This is a genomic window from Sphingobacterium zeae (assembly GCF_030818895.1).
GTDB lineage: Bacteria > Bacteroidota > Bacteroidia > Sphingobacteriales > Sphingobacteriaceae > Sphingobacterium > Sphingobacterium zeae.
Map to the genome: position 1 here is coordinate 3,450,623 of NZ_JAUTBA010000001.1, position 17,135 is coordinate 3,467,757.

Here is a 17,135-nt window from a genome sequence, read left to right on the forward strand (position 1 = left end):
CTAAAATGCTTAATAGAATAATACAATTCTCAGTTCGAAACAAACTAGCGATTGGTCTTTTTATATTGGTATGGGTCGGCTATGGCATCTACCAATTGACCAAGTTGCCTATCGATGCCGTACCAGATATTACGAACAATCAAGTTCAAGTTATCACGACCGCGCCCTCTCTTGGTGCCGAAGACGTTGAGCGACTTATCACCTTTCCCGTGGAATTGGCTGTCAGCAATGTTCCCGAAATCAAGGAAAGTCGAAGTATGTCGCGGTTCGGTCTATCTTTAATAACCATCGTATTTGAAGATGGCGCCGATATCTACTGGGCGAGACAGCAAGTCACAGAGCGTCTCGCACAAATTGAAATAAACGAAAATGCAAGTGCTCCTACACTTGCTCCCGTCACTACAGGACTTGGTGAAATCTACCAATATGTCCTCAAACCTCAAAAAGGTTATGAACAGACCTATTCGCTGGCAGACTTGTGCACCATTCAGGACTGGACTGTGCGCCGTCAACTTCTCGGAACTCCCGGAGTTGCAGATGTTGCTACATTTGGTGGAGAACTCAAACAATATGAGGTTGCTGTAAACCCATCCAAACTGAAAGGCTTGAATATCAGCATAAGCGACGTCTTTACGGCACTCGAAAACAACAACCAGAATACAGGCGGAGCCTATATCGAAAAAGGCCCCGCAGTATTATATATCCGAAGTGTTGGCTTGACAAAATCCATAACCGACATCAATAAAATTGTGGTCAAAGATAATGGTGGCGTACCGATCCTCATCCATCACGTTGCCGAAGTCAGGTTGGGCTCAGCTATCCGTTATGGCGCACTAACAATGGCAGGACAAGGCGAGGTATGCGGTGGAATTGTCATGATGCTCAAAGGTGGAAACTCTTCCGATGTGATCAAAATCGTCAAAGATAAAGTCGATCAAATTCAGAAAGCACTCCCTAAAGGAGTTCTTATCGAACCCTTCCTCGACCGCACGAAAATGGTAAACAATGCCATTGGAACGGTAGAACACAATCTCTTGGAAGGAGCTCTCATTGTCATAGTGGTTCTTGTGCTGTTCTGCTATTTCAGGCGATTACGGTCATGTGAATAGTGCGTATACCGATAATCGCATCGGTATTAGTCAGACGGTTAGTTTTCCAGCTGTTTATAAAAAACAGACAGCAGTCTTACAAAACGAGCTCTCTTTGGCGCGTGAATCTACCAAGTTTAACCTCCTGGAGATTCGCACCGCCGTTAAGAGTCTGTATTTCGATTATCTGGCAATGGGCAAACGAAAGGAGCTCTTGTTACGCGCAGATAGCCTGTATCGTATTTTTGAAGCAAAGACAAGCAAACGCTTTGAAGTTGGCGCAGCAAATATTCTGGAGCAAACCGCAGCCCAAACACAGCGTCAAGAAATCAATAATCAATTAAAGCTGCTTCAAAAAGATATGAACATCAGCCTGAACAGATTCAATTTCTTATTACAGGACAGTACTCGTTACATTCTACACTCCGATACAATTAAATATCAATCGGTTAGATCGAATCACCTAAACTTATCTAGTCAGGCTGAAGCACTTCCCGCCTATAAGATTGCGCAACTGCAAACACAAACCGCACATGCTCAATGACAACTAGAGCGCTCAAAGTTGCTTCCTGAAATTACAATAGGATATAATACTCAAACGTTGCAGGGTACACAAACCAGCCATGGTCAGGAGGTATTCCATCGTTCATCCGACCGTTTGAGCTACTTCAGCGCCGGTATCACTGTACCCTTATTTTTTGGAGCGCAGTCCAATCGAATAAATGCGGCAAAACTCGCATGGAAAGGTCAGTTGAAAGAACTTGAATACGTAAAAAGTGAATTGAAGACAGAATCAAACAATGCCATCGAGCAGGTTGAGAAGTTTAAAGAAGTACTAAAATATTATGAAGATCGTGGATTAAAGCATGCAGATACAATTTTTGTAACAGCCGACAAGCAATTCGTCAATGGCGAAATAGACTACCTACAATGGGTCATTCTTGTCAACCAAGCCATTGGCATACAAAGCGAATACATCAATACATTAAACAGTTACAATCAAGCAGCCATCCAATTAAGTAAGTTATACAATGAATAAATCGTTAAAAAACACAGTATACAGTTTGATCCTTTTTTCCTTCGTTGCCTGTGCTCAAGGAGAAAACACCGAAAATAACAGGCCAGCGCCCGTGGCAGATTCTACACCCCTAGCGCAAAATGTTCAACTTGAACCCAAACAGATTGCAGCAGCCGGTATTGTCATCGGGCCCCCTACGATCGAAAATGTCAGTGGCAAAATTACATTACAGGGCCATGTCGCTGTTGCGCCGGAAAGCACTGTGAGCCTAAGTTTTCCCATTGGTGGCTATATTAAATCGACGAATATGCTTCCTGGAAAACCCGTACGAAAAGGTCAGGTATTGGCCACTATCGAAGATATGCAGTTTATCCAGCTCCAACAGGACTATTTGACTGCACAGACAAATTATGTGCTCGCCGAAACAGAATATAAAAGACAATACGAGCTCAATCAAAGCAAGGCAAGCAGCGACAAGGTGTTCCAGCAGGCCAAAGCAGATATGGATCGTGAACGTATCCTAATTCACTCATTGGCGGAAAAACTGCGTCTTATCGGAATCGAGCCGAAGAAACTGACGACGACAGGTATCAAAAAAGACCTACCGATATTGTCTCCAACCAATGGTTTTATCACCAAAGTGAATGTCAGTGTTGGAAAATATACCGCTCCCACAGATATCCTATTTGAGATTGTTAATCCATCAGAAATGTATCTTTCCCTACAGCTGTTCGAAAAAGATCTGGCTAAAGTCAAGATAGGAAATACTGTTTCTGCATATGCCAATACGGAAGTCGCTCGAAAAATTCCGGCCACAGTTTTTCTTGTCAACCGGACTTTTGATGAAAATAGAATGGCCGAAGTGCTATGCCGTTTTCAAAAATCCGATGCTATCTTGACCCCTGGGATGTTCATGAATGCCGATCTTCATATCAATAATACCAAGGCAATAGTTGTAACAGAAGAGGCTATCGTACGTTGGCAAAATAAATATTTTGTATTTGTACAACATAGCGCTGGTTCATTTCAAATGAATGAGGTAAAATTAGGTATCCAAGAGAACGGAAAACAGCAGATTCAGGCCGATAACATTCGACCGAACACACAATTAGCACTAAAAAATGCTTTCGCGTTACTAATGAAAGCACAGAATAAGGAAGAGTAAAATCATACTTATCGAATAAATCATTTCAAGTGATAGCCGCCATTTATCGTCCTTTTAAGAACAATGAATGGCGGCTTTTAATTTCGGATAAGCCGATCATCCATCTAAACTGCGTTAGTTAATGTACGCAAACTCAGATTTATTGTCGTAAACTGAGGTCAAATGTCGCTCAAACGAGCGATCATCATTTTTTGTTCTGTAACCACCGGACATATTTATTTCAGAATAGTTCTAAGTGCTTTTCGAATGATGTATTGCGTTTCCTTGGTATCGCTTTCCTGTTCCCAGCGATTACAAAGTGCCCTAACAAAACCGGGTTGGCTTTTGCTTGCGTCATTCAGCCAATTTCCAACACTATCCTGAACATATTTTGAAGGGTCAGATTTTAGCGGTTCTAAAATAGACAAGGCTAGACTTGGCTCCTGCTTCAAGCGATCGATGTGCTTACACCATACACCTCTCGGTCGGGTTGCCTCCGAAGCAAAACGTCTCAAATTTTCATCCTTCTCCATCGTCCATAGACTCAGACCGGCAATACTCCTTTCCAAGTCCAAAGCTATCCTATTACGTAGCGCCATCCAGCTGATTTCTCGCACCCCAAAATGCCGATCTGCGGCAAAAGGACGCATTGACAACAGTAGTTTCTCAATTTCAAGCTGCTTATCATCTCCGACCGTGTAGGTTGCCCAGCAACGCACGAGATCTGCAGCATGATTGGATAGTATTGTCAGAAAGGTATTATCACGATATTGTGTGATCAAATCGAGCAGCGCCCGCCCGATCGTTTCATTGATGGAATTTACCGTCGGTTTCTGTAACTGATCAAGCAGTACCAAGATTGGTTTCAAGTAATGAATACGCCCATTTTGCTGAAGGATATACTCGAGTAAAAACCGTTGGTCAACAGCGAGCCACTCCATAAGATTTGCAGTTTCAATTTCTCCACGGTTCAGACTGGCCAGGCAATCTATCGAAATATCCGCTATCCGTCTTGCTCCTTTACGTTGTATTTTACTCATAGCTGTGCTATTAACTCTTCGATATTAAGCCTATTCATATAGTTGACATCCATAAATCGATAAGATATCGTATAATTAGGAGCGATCACAAAAACAGCAGGGACCGGCAGTCTGTTGCCGTCATTACCATTGTAGGCGGACAAGTTGATTCCCAAGCGATCATAGCTTGAAATGGCATAATCCTGAAGTTCAAATGAGATGCCAACACTGATGGCCAAAGCATTATCTTCGTCAAACAACAATTCGAAATCCAAATTGTTGTCCGCCAGAAGTGTTTCGCTAAACTTAGGCACTTGTGGCGAAATTGCAAGAAGAGTGGCTTCAACAGCAGTAAAATGAGTCAAATTCTGTTGTAAAGCTCTTAACTCGAGGTTACAGTAGGGACACCAGCTACCGCGGAAAAAGGCCACAATGACCTTTCCTTTCTTTAGAAGTTTTCCCAGCTCAATTTCTTCACACTTCGAATTCACCAAACTAAAATCAGGGAACTTGTCCCCTATCTGTAGGCTCTTTTCGGTTAGATCCCCAGACTGTAGATCCTGAATCGATCTGCCAAATATTTCCTTTATTTCGAGAGGAAGAGTTGCTAAATTCGCATTTAATTTAGCAATTTCGTATTCTAAATTTTTCATGATGCTGTATGATATTTCTGCAAAGTTTTAAAAGTAAATGCACAATCACAATACCGCATCTTATTATCCCTATGGGACAAAAAAGTCAATTTTATGAGTACAGCAAAAAGAGCAATAAAACAAAAAATTTGTCCTTTGGAATTTGCAGTGAATGCCATTAGTGGGAAATGGAAGATTCCGATTGTGTGGCGCATCAACGAAGGAGAAAGACGTCCAAGTGAAATGCTACGTGGCATTGCAAAAGTTGACCGACGCGTCCTAAATCAACAGTTAACGGAGATGGTTGAGGATGGAATATTGTCCAAAAAGTCCTTTCATGAGCTTCCGCCACGTGTCGAGTATTCCCTAACGCCGTTGGGAGAAAGTTTGGTGGAGGTACTATGGAAGTTGAATGCCTGGGGCGAGACTTTATTTGCAAATTCCAATAAAAATTAGATAACAGTTCCTAGTTTAAAAGCTCCATCGCTGATCGCGAAGTTATAAAACCCCTGTTTTCATGGATATTCTACAACTGATTATTTCATTACTTTTGAGTTAAGTCAGTAATCATAAAAGATTTTCCATCAGAATAAAAAATGAAAGAATATAGCTTTAAATATCAGAACAAAATTGGAATTGTCTATCTCCTCACGGTACTAATTGGCATTCCATTTCTCATCATCGCTGTCACAGTTTGGTTAATGGATTATATTTCTTGGCTTTTTTGGGTGAGTGTACCAGTCATGATTCTAACAATGATCTTAGGTGTCTGGCGGTTCCTAAAAAAATCAAGGACATGGGACACAATCCAATTGGACAACGACGGATTTACTTCAAAAAGCTACGGCCGCGTAGAATATCAGGAAATTGCCGATATTCCAGCATACAGTGCCCTCATAGCGCCACCACCATCTATGCGCATCAGATTGACAGACGGAAGGCAATTAATTTGGCTATTCAATCCCAATAATCTAAAATCTACAAATGATATTAATACATTTATAGCATTCAAAGAAGACCTATTAGATCATCTTGAACAAAGAGAATTAAAATTAACAAAAAAGGTAGACAACACGTCTCGCGATCTCCACGAAATTCAAATAAAGGAAGATTTAACAAACAAAAAAATAGATTATGACATCATTGCACAGCTCAAAGAATCTAAACAGCGAGATTATCGTTTTATAGCAATTCCTATCTCGGCCATATTTGCAACAATAATGCTCTTAAAAACCTGTGGTACAGATTTTATCCGTTCGCAGAGAGAAAACGAATCCAATAACTTTCGATCTGCTGTTCTTAAAATAGAAACAAACTACGACAACAATGTTCAACGCGCTCGCGATGTCGCGGCACGCTATGCTATTAAATTTGGTCCGGTCTTTCTCCTGACGAATGATCCCGACGCAGTCCTGGAGTTTACGCCGAATATAAACAAAGATCCCTATTCGACTGAGATCAATGTTATTGGTTTACGGAGAGTTGAGGATAACAGATTGTTAGAGCAGTATATTAAACACCCGGACAGCGTTTCTTATGAACTTTCCGTAGTGAACGAAACAGCCAAGTTCTACAGCATAATGCGCAAAAGTATATTGGCACACCCGGACAGTAGCTCGGGAACGATCTACTTTGCTGTTTACAATCCGAAAGAGTCATTTCCAGTGAAACATAATCGAACCTCCAGTCATGACAATACTTTTCGTCCCATCCAGTTCGCGACATCGATTACATTACCAAGTATTGGAAAACTAACAAAAGATATACTTCACAATATGGACTTTGCCTCACTGAGATCAATCTTACAATCGTACAAAGGCACGTATTTTTATATGGTGGCGAAAGAACAAGATGGCATTTCAGAATCACAATTTGCTCAAATAAAATCCCTCGTCGAACAAGATTTAAAAGAACATCAAATCGACACCAAATCATTTCAAAGTAAAGTATATAATGTTAGATGACCAACCTTCTGAGCACAAATTAATCAGCTAGTAAATTGCTCGGATTATCACAATTGTTTTGCCTTCATCCGCTAAGGCGATGGCTTCGGCCTAAATTTTTGCAACGAGAAAAATCTCTCCACTAGCGGGTGTAAGGCCGTCGGATAGTGACTTAAAATATGTATTCCGAATGTCACCTGTAGAAATAATCTGGATATCAATGCAAAATGGTCATTCTCGATATGTTTATGCCATACTATTTGAAAATATCCATATGCTCATCATAGATCGGACTTTTCATATCCAGAAATTTCAGCACACTATGAAATACGTGATTCTGAGTTAACGTTTTATTTGATTTTAACTGTTTCGAGTTATCGGAGGTCCACACAATAAAGGGAATTTCATATTGCTCTTTTGGAGCAATACTCATTGGTAGTCCATGCATATATAAGTTATTTTCACCCAATGACTCCCCATGATCCGAAACAAATAACATCGCGCTATTATATTCTTTTAATTCTTTTAGGTCTTCTATCAGCTTGTGTAAAATATAGTCCGTATAGACGACCGTATTATCGTAAGCATTAATCAGCTCTTCTCTTGAACAATTGCCTAATTCTACACTATTACAAACGGGTTTAAACGTTTCGAATTGAGCTGGGTACTTCTTGCTATATGTTGGACCATGGCTTGTACTTGTGTGAAGAACAACAAATACTTTATCTTTTTTACTCGCTGATATCCGTTCTTTTAAACCTGTTAATAAAACCTCATCATAAGCACAGCCTTCGCCTTTGCAGTTTGCAGCAAGCTGGTCACTTGTTTCATATTCTTTAATATGTACCGGAGGCTCACCCCAATTGCTTGTACGCCATATAACATCAACATCATTTCTGTAAAGGTAATTTGGCAAAATTTCGTATAAATCGTCCGTATTTTTGTGCTCCAATAAACACTTTACTCCTGCTGTGGTATAGGTCGAACAAGAGGTAGCATCAAAATGATAAAGATTTGTTGTCTTTGAAAGCAGAGGATTTGTATTTTTTTGATACCCATATAGCGAAAAATTCTCCCTTCTTGCAGACTCCCCTATGACGAGTACGACCACCGTTTTCCTATGGTCACTTATCGTCGCATCAGGCAATAATATCTCTTTTTTATTTTTTTGATGTTCGTGAATATAAAAACGCGAAATGTTTACGGCATAAGACCAAGGCATTGCAAGCGCGCCGAGCGTCTTGGAATTCTTATCTATCCATAGCCAGTTACTTGCATTGGCAAATATTAAAACAGTAATAAACAACAGGGATAGTGAGGCCGTGATAAGGAACTTTTTCGGTTTATCCTTTATTATTTTGGCTTTGATAATGAAGATAGTAGGAATAATGCCAAGAAAGATTAGGTAGACTATCAATTTGAATGAAAAGAAACCACTAGACTCAGAATACCGGGTATTCAATATATTACCGATCATTGTTTCATCTAGAATAACGCTATACGTATTAACAAAATAAACGGCGACTGAATTGATCAGGAAGAACAACACCAATATGGATTTTCCAAAACGACGTGACAGCGAAAAAAACAAATAAAGCACAAAAGCATTCATGACCAGCATTAAAACGATTAAACTAGCAATCAGAATAACGCCGCCAAAGCTTCTGTAATCAATGTTGTTAAAAACAAAAGTATAAAACGGGAAATGGAAGAATATAAAATTCAACACACTCATGAATATGACAAAATGTACTAATTTTAAGCTATTTTTTAGCATAAACGGTAATGATTTTATAACGTACAATAATTAAGCAGATAAATGTAAAATAAATTATTAGCAAATTATTATTAATTATCGTATCAGCCAATACAATGCTCAAAACAAGGGAGTAAAATTAAATCATACTGAATTTACCAATTATTCATACGGATGCTGCCACGGACTGCGATAGGGTCTGCGCAGCATTCGAGTTGCCTCGGGGTCACCAATACATATTTTATGTGTTGGATCATACACTAAGGGGCGATTTAGCTGCATCGACAAATTGGCTAAAATACAGCTTGCGGTCGATATATACCCTTCTTCGATATCCGCTATAGGAAGACGATTATTATCAATTGCCGATAAAAGATCAAGCATATGCTTTCTGGTAGCAGGAGCAGTATGAAGCTCTATCCGGTGCTCTGTAAGATCTTCGGGAAACTCTTCTTTTTCCAAAATAACATCTTGTCGAATGGACTTACCATCTCCGATAGGGATAAATTCATATTTCATAACGCTCCCCTTCAAAGTACCTTTATCACCATATATAATGAATGCCCAAGGATAGTCTGGGTCTACTGGTGAACCCCATGTCCTATGCTGCCATACGCAATTCAGATCTTCGTATTCAAATATTGCCGTTTGCGTATCGGCAATTGTCGATTTCCCACCTTTTTGAACATAAATTCCCCCTTTCGCATAAACGCTTTTTGGCCATTTAAGCTGCAAAAGCCAACGCACTGTATCAAACATATGCATTCCCATATCCCCGGTTATTCCGTTCCCGTAGGCCATAAAGGTTCGCCACCAGCTACCATGAGGTAGGCCATCATAGGCACGCAAAGGTGCTGGCCCAGTCCAAAGTTCATAATCAAAAAATTCTGGCACTGCTTCGGCAGGAGCATTGCCATTCTTTCGCATAGGATAGTAACAGCACATTTCTACATGAGAAATTTTACCGAGTAAACCGCGATCGATCACACGATTCTTGGCATCCACAAGATGAGCTGTGCTTCTGCGTTGAGTTCCTACCTGAACTTTTCTGTTATATTTTCTTGCAGCACGCCAAATCGCATCGCCCTCGAGCACATCAACACTGATAGGTTTTTGCAAATAAAGATGGGCACCCGAACGTATTGCGTCAATAGCCTGTCTTGCATGCCAATGATCTGGAGTTGCTATTAGAACGAGATCAAATTTGTGATTAGCCAGCATTTCCCTGTAGTCATTGTAAAGTTTCGGAACCTTTTTCGAAACCTGACGATCACTAATTAGGCGCCCCGCTTCATGTAAGTGATGGTTATCAACATCACATATCGCAACGACATCGACATCACGAACCTGAATTAAACGACACAAATCACTTCTCCCGTACCAGCCTGCACCAATCAGCCCAACCCGAAATTTTTTCACGATATCTTTAAATGACAAGGCTTTAACTTGCAAGGCTGACAAGGTTAGGACTGCTCCTGCTCCTTGGATAAATTTCCTGCGATTTAAATTGAAAGTACTCATAATTTAATGGTTTATTACCTAATATAAGAATAATAGGAAATAAACCATTAAAAATCTGTCATTAATAGCCCTTTACATGAATATTTAATTGCTTTTAAATAACACTTTTACTATCTTAGATAGCGATTAAGACCATTAAATAACCATTATGCTGACAAATAAGGTTTTCTGTTTTGCTCTACTCTACTTTTTACTTTAGCAGACACATGCTCAAAAAATCAAATTGACACCAAATAATGTATTGCCTTCGCAGGTAGCTACTCAGTTAACAAACTTCAAGGGACAAAATGCACTACAGGTAAAAGGACCTACAGATGGTGAAAAGACAATGGCACTGTTAAAAGATATCGACTTCCATAACGGAGTGATCGAGGTAAGCATTGCGGGCCAGCCAATGGATCAAGCCGGACAAGCTGCCCGTGGGTTTGTCGGCGTTGCTTTTCGAACAAGTACCGACATCTCAAAAACAGAAATCTTTTACCTACGTCCTACAAATGGCCGGGCTGAAGAACAATTGCGTAGAAACCATGCAACGCAATATATCTCTATTCCGGGATATCCTTGGGAAAAATTAAGGGAAGAGACTCCTGGAAAATATGAAGCTTACGCCGATATGGAACCTGGAGAATGGATAAAAGTAAAAATAGAAGTCAATGACGAAAAGGCAAAACTTTATTTAAATGAATCTTCTCAGCCAACTTTGATCGTTAATGATCTCAAACAGGGCAAAGACTTGCGGGGAAGCATTGGACTTTGGGTCGGCCCTGGTACTTTAGGCCATTTTAAAGATCTCAAATTAGTTAAAGCAGATTGATAGTACACCGTTAACTAAACGTAAAAAGCCCTAGAGCGGGGAACTCTAGGGTCTTAGCCATATATTAACCTATTTTATGAAAAGTATTTGTATTAATAACGTTCAAATCCTCTATTTATTTTATACAAAATAGCGATTTCTTACTTTTTATTTTACCAAAATTTATCTTCTAAAATCAATGCTTTGATAATGCATACAAAGCGAATGTACCTAGCCAATGCGAACCCATATAGTCATCATTGTTTGTAATATTAGGCAAAGAGTACATTAAATGTTTATTAGCCAATTTGTGTAAATAACTTAACTCAGGAAGAGCCGTTGCGATACCATTCAAACAATTTGCACGACTAAAATTAAGTCCGTCCAAATGAACTAAATGCCCATCTGTCCGGTCTTTCACAATACCGGGTTCAAGATTGAAGCCTGCACTAAACAGCTCTGGCATAAACTCCTTCAACCATTTGCGGTAATCCTCTTTCTGAAGTACCAAACTCATACATAGCGCTTCCTCAAGACAGGGAGAAAGAAAATCACTTCCACTTGGTTCAAAAGAAATGTTGCAGCCTTTGTCTTGGCTAAATAATCGTGAAGCATTAGTCATCAATGATTTTTCAAATGTCACATTCCCCGTGCTTCTCGCGTAATCTAAAGACAATGAAAGACCAAATGCAGAATTATCGTGGTATCCTGTTCTGATCGGATAAACCAATTTGGGCAGATACTCCACATATGATCTTACGACATGATTCACCAAAGGTTCAAGATTCATGGCCCAGCGTTTTGCATCTGCATCTTTCCAGGTTAACAACTCTTTATGTAACTGTAACAACCAAGCCCATCCATACGTACGCTCAAAATTTTTATTATTCTTATCTTTGAAAAAGGCTAGTTCGATCGCAACATTTTCTGCTGTTATATTTCGGTTTAATTTTCGCCGAATTTCTCCAGAACTATCCAGATTGGGAAACTCCTTCAAAATATGGACGATTGACCAATAACCATGTACAGAAGAATGCCAATCAAAACAACCATAAAAAATTGGGTGTAGTATGCGCGGTGATTTCAGATCGAGATCATTACCTAGCACCTGTCCGAGTTTATTGGGATACTCCACTTCGATGCAATGTAATGGTAAACTGAGCAAGTGCTTCGCTTGCATACTATCCAAAACTAAAGGCTGATTATATGTGCTTGTGTTTACTTTAATTTGCGAATTATTATGGCAGGCTATAACAGCAAATGATACACAAAGAATTCCTATTGCTTTTTTCATATTTTTTTTAAACTGTCCGTTAGCTAATCAAGTAATTCCTTTACTAATTTGGGAACAGCGACAGTAGCTGCCTCCTCAAAAAAGGTTATATTATGCAAGAATTTATTGTTCGGTATTCTTTTATCGATTAAGAATGTTTTGCAATGATTGGGTGCAAATTCCTTGAGTCCCGCTGCAGGATAAACTTGCAACGAGGTGCCTACAATTAACAAAATATCAGCCTCCGAAACGAAAACGACAGCCTCCTCAATCGATGGTACAGCCTCTCCAAACCAGACAATATTAGGTCTCAACTGACTACCTTTTTGACACAGATCCCCCATTTTGATCTCATCACCGACAATTGGATAAACCAGTCGGTCATCAATAGAGGACTTTGCCTGGTCTAGGCGACCATGCAAATGAATAACTCGAGATGACCCAGCTTGCTCGTGTAACAAGTCAACGTTTTGTGTGATAACAACTACATTGTATTTAGATTCAAGTTTTGCTAAAGCAAGATGCGCGAGGTTTGCTTGTGCCAACGAAGCAGCCCTCCGTCTCAGATTATAAAACTCTTGGACCAGTGACGGATTTCTACGCCAGCCCTCAATAGAAGCTACTTCCATCACATCATGCCCCTCCCATAATCCGTTTGCATCCCTAAAGGTTGGTATACCACTTTCTGCCGAAATACCAGCTCCACTTAATACTACGATATTTTTCTTTTTCATCTCAATTTACTTCCTAATGGATTTAAAAATAGCCCTCTTAGATGACCATCTGGAGGAAGAACGCCTGCCATCGATCATTCCGCTATCAGCAAAGTCGCATAGTCATTGGGAAGCTTTAACCGAATAGAATCTTTACTCGTCGCAGCCCGCCGATTCATTTCCTCAAATGAACGTTGGTAATAGACAAAAGCTTTATTTGGAATATGCAATTGCCTGGCATTTTGAATATGAAACCGATACCGATTGTTCTCCAGTTTAACATGCTGATATATTCTATAGGTCACCACTTGAATTTGTATTTTATCAAACTTTGAAATAATCTTTAAATTTGCAGGCTCATAAAAATATTTATCCTTAAAATACATGAATTCATTAGACTCTGCCAAACTTAATAAAGATAAATTTCCTTGAACCACTTCCCTCACCAAAGAATCAGCCCGCAAGCGTTCAGTCTTACTTCCATCTCCAGAATAGCAACAAATAAAAAGAAGAGCGAAAAGTGGAATTAATGCAATTTGAAAAACATTCATAGGACTAAATTAATTAAAAATGCTATCGTGTCACAAACCAGGGGAAATATCGCGTACCCCTAGTTTAAAGATTACTCTCAATAGCACCGACTTTCTCCCGATAGAGTTCTATAGGGGCATCCAATAATATAGCAATAACCGTCATGTTTTTATCTAATCGTTCTGCAGGAGTTTCGATATAGATAATCCCGGGAATAGTACTCCAGTATAGCTTATTAAAGACTTCATGGTTGATCATTGAGCCTTGGCCAACTAAACGCACTCTCGCTACGCCATTCTTGATGCCTTTTAGCGCAATTGGTCCTGTTGGTTTCCCCTCGACAAAAAGATATAGGGTCTGACGATCTTTGGAATGTGTACTGAGCCCTTCGTAATGTCCCTCAGGCAATCCTTCTCCAGTTTCGTAAAGTGCTTCGGCATGATCTTTAATCCAATTCAGTACCGTTGAATTGATCTCACTGTTACTCCCTAGTTGGGTATCCATACCATCCACAGTCAATCCTGAATTATTAAAAATATTGTTACCGACATGCAGTGCTGAGGCAATCTGAAGCAACGCTCTATCCGTAACCGGGTTATCCAACACAGATTTCAATGTAACTTTGGTATCTTTCGGTGCCTCCCAACGAAGCGCCTCGGCAAAATTCAACTCGAGTACGGTAACATCCTGATCGAAATTTACCTTGGTCAAATCCAGCTGAACAACTCCATCCGCTGATTTAAGGTTCACTTTCGAGGCTATATCTCCAACAACTGAAACAGTTTTGATGGCTGTATAATTGACCAGACCTTTGAGCAAAAGCTCAGGTTTCTTTTCGTAAACATATAGATAAAGTGTTTTTCTGTCTTTCGATAAAGCAGACTTCCCACTGTAGTTTGCAAACGGAATACCAGCCCTTGTACCGTAGATTGCGTCGGCATGTTTACGTGTCCATCGTCCAAGCTGCTTTAAAATCTCTAATTGCTCCCCAGGAATCGTTCCGTCAGCCTTCGGACCAATATCCAATAAAAGATTTCCTCCCATGGAAATGCAGTCTACCAATGTTCGAATAATCATATTGGATGATTTGTATCTCTTATCAAAGGGTTGATATCCCCAGGAATCATTCATGGTATAGCAAAGTTCCCAAAACTTGCTATCTGGACGCGTTACCGGGATCCCCTGCTCAGGAGTTTCGTAATCGCCATGATGGTTCAATCGCGAGTTTATAATAATATTCGGATTATATTTTCGCAAAAGATTCAGCGTCTCTTGCGATTTCCATTCTTCTGCCGTATGTTCCCAGTCACCATCAAACCAAATTAAATCCGGTTTAAATTGTTCAGATAATTCGCTTAGTTGCTGTTGGTAGTATTTGACGTAGTTATTCCAACGGCTAGGCTCATTTGTCATCTGATAACGTTTTCTATAACGCGTAAAAATGTCATAATATGGATGACTCCAATCGGGTAATGAATAATACAGTCCAGTGTGTAATCCTTCTTGCCGTATCGCATTGACAAATGGTGTGATTAAATCTTCCTTTGTTGCTGCATCTTGCAATGTAGTGATTGCTTTATCTGCTTTGGTATTCCACATCGAAATTCCGTCATGGTGTTTAGCGGTAATCACGCTATATTTGGCACCAGCTTCTTTAATCAATTTCGCCCATTCCTTAGGCTTGTATTCCTTTGCTGTAAACCCAGCAAGCTGTTTGATATAATTATCATGACTCATGTAATTATTAAAAAAAGACCAGGACTCTGAGACGCCGTCCACTGAATAAATTCCCCAATGAATAAAAATTCCCAGTTTAGCATCTTCAAACCAATCCATTTTTTGCATTGGTCTATTGTCTTGAGCAGATATGTCTAAATACGCGGACACAAAAAAAACAAAAAGAGAAATCTTTCGATAGTTCATAAGGTAATTTTACAGTTTACATGACAAGTTTATGCCGGAAAAGTACATATAATTTTACAGAGTTATATATTTTAAGAGATAAATTGTGCATACAACAAACAAATTGCTTCAATATTTTACAAGCAGCACAATTTAATCTCGTATTCCAAGAATCGCTTACAATTAGCAACATATGGATAATAAACACGAGGATATCCAGAAAGTTACTTATAACCTATCGCAATAGATGTTCCTTATTATTGGATATAAAAGCAAATTTATCTATGTTTGAGGGGTATGATCGAATTATATACAGATGGTGCTTCAAGTGGGAATCCAGGCCCAGGAGGTTACGGAACTATTTTAAGAACTATTTATACGGGTGATAATGAAACCTTTAAAGGCAAACTTATCGAAAAGGAGTTTTCGGGCGGTTACCGCAAAACGACCAATAACAGAATGGAACTAATGGCGGTTATTGTCGGACTTGAGGCCTTAAAAAACTTGCATCAGCAAGTTACAGTATATTCTGACTCCAAATATGTTATTGATGCCATTGATAAAAAGTGGGTATATGGCTGGATTCAAAAAGGTTTCGCTGGGAAAAAGAATAAGGATCTCTGGTTACGGTTAATGAGCGCTTATAAATTGCACAACGTACGACTTATATGGGTAAAAGGTCACGCTGGTCACCCTCTAAATGAGCGTTGCGATCGTTTGGCTGTTGCTGCAGCCAAGGACAAAGCGAACTGGAAAATTGACAGTGTCTTTGAAATGGGGGAAGGCAAATAAAAAAGGGACATACTTTTGCAATGCCCCTCTTTTATTTCAATTTAATTATTCGCCGCTTTCTCTAGCCGCTAGATATCTTTCAGCTTCTAAAGCTGCCATACAACCTGTACCCGCAGCGGTGATAGCCTGACGGAAGACATTATCCTGAACGTCTCCACAAGCAAACACTCCTGGTATATTGGTAGCTGTACTATCGGGTTTGGTGATCAAGTAGCCTGTTTCATCCATATCCAATACACCTGTGAAAAGCTCGGTATTAGGCTTATGCCCAATAGCAACAAAGAAACCTGTTACTTCGAGATCTTTTTCAGACTGATCCTTGTTGTTAATAACACGTATTCCGGTCACCACTTGACCATCTCCTAGAACTTCTTTTGCTTCAGAATTGTAGTGAACTTCGATATTTGGCGTGTTCATAACACGATGTACCATTGCTTTAGAAGCACGAAACTCGTCACGGCGCACCAACATATGTACTTTTGAGCATAATTTTGCAAGATATGTTGCTTCTTCTGCCGCTGTATCCCCAGCACCTACAATCGCAACCTCCTGGTTTTTAAAGAAGAACCCATCGCAAACGGCACATGCAGAAACACCAAAACCATTATATTTTTGTTCAGATTCCAGACCTAACCACTTTGCGGTTGCTCCTGTTGCGATAATGACTGTATCTGCAGTAACTTGTACAGTTCCGTCGATCTCAATACGGTGTACCTCGCCTGTAAAATCCACTTTAGTCACATATCCAAAACGAACTGAAGTACCAAAGCGCTCGGCTTGTTCACGCAGATCTTCCATCATCACGGGGCCTGTAATACCTTTTGGATAACCTGGAAAATTGTCCACTTCAGTGGTTTGTGTCAATTGTCCCCCCGGAACAATACCGGTATAAACCACTGGTTTCATATCCGCACGTGCTGCATAAATTGCTGCTGTATAGCCTGCTGGCCCCGAACCAATAATCAAACACTGTATATGCTCAACTTCTTGTTTGAATTCCATAATACTTT

The 17,135-nt window shown here is 39.8% G+C and carries 17 protein-coding genes; 8 read left to right on the forward strand and 9 right to left on the reverse strand.

The annotated features are described in order from the left end of the window. The first annotated feature begins 5 nt into the window (after window positions 1–5). The 4 genes from QE382_RS14550 to QE382_RS14565 are packed head-to-tail and all read left to right on the forward strand — an operon-like array spanning window position 6 to window position 3,271. The gene (locus QE382_RS14550; protein ID WP_307186537.1) at window positions 6–1,109 is read left to right on the forward strand and encodes an efflux RND transporter permease subunit; all 1,104 of its coding nucleotides are present in this window, start codon (window positions 6–8) and stop codon (window positions 1,107–1,109) included. Further along, entirely contained in the window at window positions 1,102–1,632 is a 531-nt protein-coding gene (locus tag QE382_RS14555; protein WP_307186538.1) for a TolC family protein, read from the forward strand. Before QE382_RS14550 ends, QE382_RS14555 begins: the two co-directional genes overlap by 8 nt. A gap of 57 nt (window positions 1,633–1,689) precedes the next feature. Further along, complete coding sequence (locus tag QE382_RS14560; RefSeq protein WP_307186539.1) at window positions 1,690–2,127, forward strand: TolC family protein; 438 nt, start codon at window positions 1,690–1,692, stop codon at window positions 2,125–2,127. Continuing rightward, window positions 2,120–3,271 (forward strand): efflux RND transporter periplasmic adaptor subunit, encoded by a 1,152-nt coding sequence (locus tag QE382_RS14565; protein WP_307186540.1) that lies wholly within the window; start codon window positions 2,120–2,122, stop codon window positions 3,269–3,271. Before QE382_RS14560 ends, QE382_RS14565 begins: the two co-directional genes overlap by 8 nt. A gap of 215 nt (window positions 3,272–3,486) precedes the next feature. On the opposite strand, the gene QE382_RS14570 is transcribed toward QE382_RS14565, so the two are convergent. Further along, window positions 3,487–4,290, reverse strand: coding sequence for a DNA alkylation repair protein (locus QE382_RS14570; protein WP_307186541.1), 804 nt, complete (start codon window positions 4,288–4,290; stop codon window positions 3,487–3,489). After that, window positions 4,287–4,922: a peroxiredoxin-like family protein gene (locus tag QE382_RS14575; RefSeq protein WP_307186543.1), complete on the reverse strand. Its 636-nt coding sequence runs from the start codon at window positions 4,920–4,922 to the stop codon at window positions 4,287–4,289. Before QE382_RS14575 ends, QE382_RS14570 begins: the two co-directional genes overlap by 4 nt. A gap of 93 nt (window positions 4,923–5,015) precedes the next feature. Between QE382_RS14575 and QE382_RS14580 the strand changes: the two genes are divergently transcribed. Continuing rightward, window positions 5,016–5,357 (forward strand): winged helix-turn-helix transcriptional regulator, encoded by a 342-nt coding sequence (locus QE382_RS14580; protein ID WP_307186544.1) that lies wholly within the window; start codon window positions 5,016–5,018, stop codon window positions 5,355–5,357. Window positions 5,358–5,497: 140 nt separating this feature from the next. Continuing rightward, complete coding sequence (locus QE382_RS14585) at window positions 5,498–6,865, forward strand: hypothetical protein (RefSeq protein ID WP_307186545.1); 1,368 nt, start codon at window positions 5,498–5,500, stop codon at window positions 6,863–6,865. A gap of 235 nt (window positions 6,866–7,100) precedes the next feature. On the opposite strand, the gene eptA is transcribed toward QE382_RS14585, so the two are convergent. Continuing rightward, entirely contained in the window at window positions 7,101–8,621 is a 1,521-nt protein-coding gene (gene eptA / locus QE382_RS14590) for a phosphoethanolamine--lipid A transferase EptA (RefSeq protein ID WP_307186546.1), read from the reverse strand. 141 nt (window positions 8,622–8,762) lie between these two features. Further along, window positions 8,763–10,121 carry a Gfo/Idh/MocA family protein gene (locus QE382_RS14595; protein ID WP_307186547.1) on the reverse strand — a complete coding sequence of 453 codons (1,359 nt, stop codon included), beginning with the start codon at window positions 10,119–10,121 and terminating at the stop codon, window positions 8,763–8,765. Between the two features lie 223 nt (window positions 10,122–10,344). Here QE382_RS14595 and QE382_RS14600 point away from each other — a divergent pair, with 223 nt between their 5' ends. Further along, entirely contained in the window at window positions 10,345–10,935 is a 591-nt protein-coding gene (locus QE382_RS14600; protein WP_307186548.1) for a hypothetical protein, read from the forward strand. 175 nt (window positions 10,936–11,110) lie between these two features. Here the strand turns inward: QE382_RS14600 and QE382_RS14605 are convergent, their stop codons facing one another. From QE382_RS14605 to QE382_RS14620, 4 genes are all read right to left on the reverse strand, one after another. After that, on the reverse strand, window positions 11,111–12,208 hold the full coding sequence (locus QE382_RS14605) for a DUF2891 domain-containing protein (RefSeq protein WP_307186549.1): 1,098 nt from the start codon (window positions 12,206–12,208) through the stop codon (window positions 11,111–11,113). A 23-nt stretch (window positions 12,209–12,231) separates the two neighbouring features. After that, window positions 12,232–12,921 (reverse strand): SIR2 family NAD-dependent protein deacylase, encoded by a 690-nt coding sequence (locus QE382_RS14610; protein WP_307186550.1) that lies wholly within the window; start codon window positions 12,919–12,921, stop codon window positions 12,232–12,234. Between the two features lie 74 nt (window positions 12,922–12,995). Beyond that, a complete protein-coding gene (locus tag QE382_RS14615) occupies window positions 12,996–13,451 on the reverse strand; it encodes a hypothetical protein (RefSeq protein WP_307186551.1) in 456 nt (151 codons plus the stop codon). 64 nt (window positions 13,452–13,515) lie between these two features. Continuing rightward, window positions 13,516–15,267 (reverse strand): alpha-L-fucosidase, encoded by a 1,752-nt coding sequence (locus QE382_RS14620; RefSeq protein ID WP_307186552.1) that lies wholly within the window; start codon window positions 15,265–15,267, stop codon window positions 13,516–13,518. 363 nt (window positions 15,268–15,630) lie between these two features. Here QE382_RS14620 and rnhA point away from each other — a divergent pair, with 363 nt between their 5' ends. After that, complete coding sequence (gene rnhA, locus QE382_RS14625) at window positions 15,631–16,125, forward strand: ribonuclease HI (RefSeq protein WP_307186553.1); 495 nt, start codon at window positions 15,631–15,633, stop codon at window positions 16,123–16,125. A gap of 45 nt (window positions 16,126–16,170) precedes the next feature. On the opposite strand, the gene trxB is transcribed toward rnhA, so the two are convergent. Beyond that, a complete protein-coding gene (gene trxB, locus QE382_RS14630; protein WP_307186554.1) occupies window positions 16,171–17,127 on the reverse strand; it encodes a thioredoxin-disulfide reductase in 957 nt (318 codons plus the stop codon). Window positions 17,128–17,135 lie beyond the last annotated feature (8 nt).